This is a genomic window from Streptomyces sp. NPDC006872, from assembly GCF_040635845.1.
Classification (GTDB): Bacteria; Actinomycetota; Actinomycetes; order Streptomycetales; family Streptomycetaceae; genus Streptomyces.
In genome coordinates this window covers 12,667-19,146 of sequence record NZ_JBEYIL010000045.1, presented here as the reverse complement: position 1 = coordinate 19,146, position 6,480 = coordinate 12,667, and the positions used below count along the sequence as shown (strand labels likewise).

Annotated in this window: 4 protein-coding genes; 2 read left to right on the top strand and 2 right to left on the bottom strand. The window is 67.8% G+C overall.

Annotation, left to right across the window (positions count from 1 at the left end; all coding sequences use genetic code 11):
* Positions 1-961: 961 nt before the first annotated feature.
* Positions 962-1,654, top strand: coding sequence for a hypothetical protein (locus tag ABZ725_RS52215; RefSeq protein WP_358809424.1), 693 nt, complete (start codon positions 962-964; stop codon positions 1,652-1,654).
* A complete protein-coding gene (locus ABZ725_RS52210; protein ID WP_358809423.1) occupies positions 1,654-1,959 on the top strand; it encodes a hypothetical protein in 306 nt (101 codons plus the stop codon). Before ABZ725_RS52215 ends, ABZ725_RS52210 begins: the two co-directional genes overlap by 1 nt.
* Before the next feature lie 225 nt (positions 1,960-2,184).
* Here the strand turns inward: ABZ725_RS52210 and ABZ725_RS52205 are convergent, their stop codons facing one another.
* Complete coding sequence (locus tag ABZ725_RS52205) at positions 2,185-2,838, bottom strand: hypothetical protein (RefSeq protein ID WP_358809422.1); 654 nt, start codon at positions 2,836-2,838, stop codon at positions 2,185-2,187.
* A gap of 1 nt (position 2,839) precedes the next feature.
* Positions 2,840-6,322: a DUF927 domain-containing protein gene (locus tag ABZ725_RS52200; RefSeq protein ID WP_358809421.1), complete on the bottom strand. Its 3,483-nt coding sequence runs from the start codon at positions 6,320-6,322 to the stop codon at positions 2,840-2,842.
* Between the last annotated feature and the right edge of the window lie 158 nt (positions 6,323-6,480).

The window sequence follows — 6,480 nt, the reverse complement described above, 5'->3', positions numbered from 1 at the left end:
CTGTGGCCGGACCGGCTGACGAGACGGGAGGTCTCGCCTACGGCGAGCCTGCCCCCGGATCGTGCACTCTGAGTTACTAGACCAATTTCCATGCCACCCAATCTAGAACAACTCCCCCGGCATTTGTCAAGACTCTAAACCCAACTACTTTCCGCAACCTGTCATGATCGCGACCATACGCGGTGAGTGACGACTAACTGACGGCTCATCAGAAACGGCCCGATTCGGCCTCCCGCTGGCTGGTCGCTGCTTTATCTGTCCAGATTGACCGCTGCCGACCTCCCCCCGGACCGACCCCGGCTGAGTCTGGACGGATTCGGGACAGAGCGGTAAGGATGGGTGGAAAAGCGCTGATAGCGGGCCGGATCGTGTGGAGCGCGGTCCGGCCCGCGCCGCGCTCGGGGACCGGCTCCGGGTGCGGGCTGAGGCGGGTGTGAACCTTCTGAAGGCCCGTCCTCATGCGCGAAAACTGAACGAACTGAACGAACGGCCCCCGAAAACCGGGTCTGACCTGCGGAAACACTCCCGTTCAGTTTGGCGGGGCCAACTGAACGGGAGCGGGCCGAACTGAACGGTGAACTGAACGGCCAGATCACGAAAACCGGCCCTGACCTGGGGAAACGATCACCGTTCAGTTCCGCGCGGCAACTGAACGGGAACCGAGCGCCGAACTGAACGGGAGAGGCCGAACTGAACGAACGGCCCGCGCCAACTGAACGGGAGCTCCCGGACGGCCGGGCCGTGAACAGTGACACAGCCGCACGGCACGGATCGCGTCCACCTGGGAGAACAGGGGTCCGATGACACAGATCAGGCTGTGTCATCCGGGGATCTGTGTCACGGCGTGCGGACGCCAGAGCAGGGAACCGCGGGTGCCGGCCACCAGGCCGCGCCCCTCGATCGGGTCATGGCCGGTGCAGCGGGGGCACTGAACTTCAGTGCGTGCAGTACCTTCCGTGCCATGACGAGAATCCACAGGTGGGCGCTGATCAGCGTCAAGCCCGGAGTCGGCAGGTCGACGTCCGGGATCTTCCTGGGTCAGGCCCTCTACGAGCGCAACCTGTCCCCGCTGCTGGTCGACGCGGACAAGGGCCAGACCTGCCACCGCTGGGACGAACTGGCGGGAGGGATGCCGTACCCAGTCGTCAGCAAGACGAGCCGCAGCCTCGACAAGACCCTGCCGGACCTGGAGGACGGCCGGGGCGCGGTCATCATCGACACCCCGCAGATCGAGGACCACGCCGCGATCGCACGGGGAGCCATGATCTACGCGGACCGCTGGATCATGCCCCTGGCCCCGTCCGTCGTTGAGGTCGACCGCATGTTCGCGGACGACCACGACAACGGGAAGGACGTCCTGGGGGACTTCCTGGAGGACGCCCAGGAGCTGCGCGAGCGAGCAGGCCGGCCGCGCGCCGACGTGGTGATCCTGCTGACGCGCACCAACACCAAGAAGCCGACCAAGAACGGGCCGGACGCCGATGTCCGGGACGCCCTGGCGGGCCGTGGGTACGAGACCCTGACGGCCCAAGTCCCGCACAACGACAGCCTGTACAGGCAGAGCGGCGGGACCCGGGTGCGCGCCCTGGGCACGGCGTACGAGCGGGTACTGAAGGAACTGCTGGCCCGCCCCTACACGGGTGAGGTGTCCTGATGGCGGGCACGCGCCGTAACCGCTACGGGGTCGCCGCGGACCGGACGAAGAAGGTCCCGAAGGCACCCGACGCGTCCACGGCACGGGTGCGCACCGAGCCGATCAGGGTCACCCTCGACCTGAAGCCGAAGCAGCACGCGGAGCTGAAGCGGTGGTGCAACGGCGCGGCCGTCGACACCGGCCTGCCCGAAGTCGCGCTGGCCCCGGTGCTCCGGATCCTCGGGGAGCTGCTGGTGGACACGAAGGACAAGACGCTTGCGGAGCGGGTACGAGCCGAGCTGATCAAGCGCGCCGAACAGCTCTGATCGGCACTGTCACGTCAGGCTGTCACGTCGGGCCGAACTACGGGGGTTCGGGCCGTTTCCCCAGGTCAGAGCGTGCGACAAGGGGAGCGTGACAGCCTACGTGACAGGCCACGCGACAGGGTGCGTGACAGCCCCTGAGAGGGCCACGGAGCCACTGCAAGCACTGCACGCACTGAGGCCCCCGCCCTGTTCCGGGCGGGGGCCTCCATGCTGTCAGGGACAGGGTCAGAAGATCTCGCCCTGGTCGTCGGTGTTGCCGTCGGACTCCTTCGGGTACCGCATCGGCTCCCAGTCGATCCCGGTCACATCGTGGATGTGGATGTCGTCGGGATCGACGTGCAGGTACTCCCCGATCGCCTTCTTCAGCTCTGCGATCGCCGCGTCCTCACCCTTCTCGATGTACTGGTTCACCACCTGGTCGAGCCGCCCCGGCGGGAGGTTCCCACCCAGGTTGAGATCCCGGGGCCGGGAGTCCGAGCTGATCGTGATGTACGCGCTCATCTGTGCCCCGCCGGTCGGCGGAGCCTGGGTCAGCTTCGGAGCCTTCCCCCGCTCACCCTTGCCGGTCGAGTCACTGATCCGCTTGCGCCGACCCTTCGGAACCAGCGCGTCACGGGTCGCCTTGTCCAGCTTCGCGATGCTGTCGGCCTTCGGCTTCTGCTTCCCCGACCGCCACCGCCGCCAGGTCGTCAGCGAAAGGCCGGCGGCCTTCGCGGCGGCCTTGTCGTCGCCCTTGTGCTTCTTCTCCAGCCACTTCAGCCGGTCCGGGAGACTCTTCTTCTGCTCCCGCTCGACCGCGCCGGGGGCACGTCCGGTCAGCTTGCGGATCAGCTTGTCCCGCAGCTTCTCTTCGCCCTCTTCTTCGCTGCCCCTCGGCATCTCAGGCCCCCAGCCACTCGTCAACGGTCACGTTCGTCTTCGCCTTGAACTGGCCCAGGCCGGTACCGAGCACGAGCCCGGCCGGGACGTCCTGATCGTGCGTGGCCGCGTCGGACGGGTAGATCAGTTCGTCCAGGTCGAGCTTCACGGGGAAGCGCGGGTTGGCGGTCGGCTGGTTGTCCTTCGACAGAGGGATGATCCCGCCCGCCTTGTACGCCTTGCGCAGGATGCCGGTCCACGCCGCATCTCGGATCGCCCAACCCCAGTCCGGCCGCGCGATCGTCTTCTGAGTCGAGTCCTGGAACTTGCCGTGCAGCGTGCGGAACGTGCCCTTGAGCGCGTTGTAGACGGCCCGCTCTTCGGGGTCGACCGGCTTACGGCTGTTGTCCAGGGCGCCGGACTCCAGCTCCTTGAACGCCCGCTGGCAGACGTCCTTGAAGTCCCGGAACGCCTTGTACTGGGTGCCCTCGGCAACCCAGGCTTCCTGGATCTCGACCTCGATCCCGGCCTCGGCGTACAGCTTCACGATCGCCGTGGTCACCCAGGTCTTCTCACCCGGAGCCGCGTGCAGCACCGGAGCGGGAAGCAGCGGGTGAGCCCAGTTCGGCACGGTGATGAGCCACAGCCCGGCCATGCGCGGGTTGAACTCCGGGTACATCACCCGCTCAAGGTCGTTCACCGCCACCAGGGCGTCGGAGTAGGCCGGGAGGTAGTTCTTGTTCCCGTCGAAGCCGTGCACCCGGGCCATCGCCCGCTCGCCCTCGGTCAGCTCCCGCGTCCAGGTGTTGAGGTAGTCGTACGACGGCCAGCGGTGCGACTCGGCAACGAACCGCGGCTTGCGGCGCACGGTCGGGGACTTCAGCATCAGCTTCAGTGCGTTCAGTGCCGTCCGTGCGGCACTGACCGAGAACGTCCAGCCCGTCAGCTCCGAGAACCGGTGCAGCCGGTACGCCAGCTCGGGAGCTCCCGTCAGCTCGGTCTCGTCGACGTCGCGCGGGAACGTCCCCTCGGTCAGCCACTCAGAGACCAGGACCCGCGTCATGCCCGGGTGTTCGGCGTGCTGCAGAACGCTCATCGGCATGACGTGCATCGGCTCGCCCGCCTTGAACGGCTGATGCCAGCCCGCGTCCACCAGCGACCGCCAGGGCACCTGGAACTCGGCAGCGGCCTCCCGGTCGGCCTTGCGGCCCTGCCGCTCCCACACCGACCCCTTCACCCGGGGCCAGCACTCGTCAGCCAGCCCGTACGCCGCGCGCAGATCAGGGCCGACCACCAGCGTGACGTCATCGGTCGACGCGACCGACCGCAGCAGCGCCAGCAGCGCAGGGAAGGACGTCAGGGCGTCCCCCTCGATCGCCACGGTGTACGCCCCGGCGGCCTCCATCAGGTAGCCGTTCGAGGCGGACCATACGCTGAGGCCGGGGGCCTTCGAGCGCTGCACCCGAGGCCGGGCGGCCTCAGTGCGTGCAGTGCTTGCAGTGCCTTCCGTGCGCGGCTCCGGCTGCTCCTGGACGACCGGGGCCGGGGTGCCCTGGACGGGAATGTGCGGCGGAACGGAGTCGACGGTGACCCAGGCCCGGTCCGTCCGGTCGTCGTAGACCGGCTGACCGAGGGCCGGGGCAGCGTCGTCGGACCCAGCGGCCGGCGCTTCGGTCTCAGCTGAGGCCGGGGCGGTCGAAGCCGCGGGGCGCAGCGCCTCATCGAGCGTCGGCATCGGAGGCAACGGCATCTCCTCAACGACCTCGGACGGCTCCGCGACGAAGTCCTCGATCTCCGGCTTCGTCACCCGCCGGAACACGTAGCAGTAGACGTCACCGATCGCGTCACCCAGCCACTCACGCTTCGTCAGGCCCTGCCGGGACTTCGACTCTTCGAGGACCAGGCGCCCGTCCTCCCGAAGGTCCCGCAGACCGGTGCGCGGCGAGATGATGTCGGCCGCCGCCGTGATCTGCTTCAGCTTGTTCGAGAACACGGCGATCCGCTTCTCGCCGTCCTCTTCGTACACGCACCCGTACGCCTCAGACACGATCTCCAGGGAGTTCGCACCCAGGCCAGGGCTGGTGTACGTCGCCTTCGTCGGGAACAGCGACGGCTTCGACGCGAAGGTCTCAGCAAGCACGGCCATCAGCTTGTCGCCCTGCCGCATCGACGTCTCGCGCATCTCGCTGACCTGCTGCGTGAACAGCTTCCGACCGGCCTTCAGCGCGTTCGCCCGCGCACCCTCGACACCGGTGATCCGCTCGAACAGAGCGGCCCCGGCCACGCCGATGGCGATGTTCCGGCCGATACGGGCGTCCGGCCCGGTCGTCTCGTGAACCGCCAGGTCACGCTGAGCCTTCGCGATCGCGGCCCATGCGTCGTCCAGAGTGACCGTGGCCCGCAGCCACTTCAGCGGCCAGCCGTACGCCATCTCGGACAGCGCCGTCAGTTCGTCCGACGTCTCCGCGTCGGCGGTCAGCAGGAACGGCATCTCCAGCACACGGACGTTCAAGCCTTCCTGCTCGGTCGCCATGCCGAGCAGGGAGTCGTTACCGGTCGACATGATCACGCCCCGGTACTGGATGGTCCGATCCGTGCCGCCGCCCTTCTGCCGAGCACGGGTGCGCTGGGCACCCTCGGTCAGGGTGAAAATCATCTGTTCGGCCTCACGGGGCGTCATCCGCCCGACCATGCCGATCTCGTCACGGAAGGCGGTCAGGCACCCGAGGCGCAACAGGTCTTCGCTGGCCGCGACCCTGGCCAGGTTCCAGTTCGTCTTGACGTCCTCGACCCGGCCGAAGGCGGCAGCAGAGATCTTGATCACGGACGTCTTACCGCCGGACGAACCGCCACCGGAGTGGCAGATGAAGCACTGAAGCTTGAACGGGGCCAGGTACACCCCGCCGATCGCCACACCCAGGTAGAGCGCGCCGTTCTCGTTGCCGGGCTGACCCATGATCGTGCCGACGCGGTTCCACACGCCCCGGGCCTCAGCCTCAGTGCCGCAGGTGTCGCCGTAGCCGTGCGGGCCGACGTCGCCGGACGGGAGCTGGAGGCCGTCAGCCGTCCAGCCGGGCACGGCCTCGACGCGCGGCGCGTCCTCAGCCAGCTTGCTGATCGCTGTACCGGCGGCCTTGACGACCTTGTCGTCCAGCGGGGCGAAGCCGAAGTCGAGCTGTTCCATCCAGACACCAGCCTTCAGGCCGTCACGGTCGCACAGGACCGTGGAAGTGCCGGCGGCGTCGATGGACAGACGGAAGAGCCGAACGGTGATCTTCCGGTCACCGCCGCGCCGCAGCACCACTTCGAGGACATAGGGGAGGGGCGCGACCAGAATCCAGGGGGAGTCAGCTTCCCGGCCGGGCTGGAGGTACACGCCGCGCGGGTACGAGCCCGCGCCGATGGAGTACGTCCATGAGCCACTGCTCATGGGGATGGACGGTCCGGGACGGCCCTGGGGGCGGTCCTCCGTCTTCGGCTTGTTCGTCTGTGCCGGGGTGGGCACTCGTTCACCTTTCGGTTCACGGCCCACCCGGCAGAGTGATCGACAAAGGAGGGGGGAGAAATCTCCCCGGCTCTGCCTTACACTCGCAGATGGACCACCTACCAAGGTCAACGTGAACCCGCTTCCGGAATACGACCCCTCACCTGGTTACGACAGCC

Bases quoted from the DNA above. Each gene is read 5' to 3' on its own strand.
- ABZ725_RS52215 (WP_358809424.1), top strand. From the start codon at position 962: ATGACGAGAATCCACAGGTGGGCGCTGATCAGCGTCAAGCCCGGAGTC.
- ABZ725_RS52210 (WP_358809423.1), top strand. From the start codon at position 1,654: ATGGCGGGCACGCGCCGTAACCGCTACGGGGTCGCCGCGGACCGGACG.
- ABZ725_RS52205 (WP_358809422.1), bottom strand. From the start codon at position 2,838: ATGCCGAGGGGCAGCGAAGAAGAGGGCGAAGAGAAGCTGCGGGACAAG.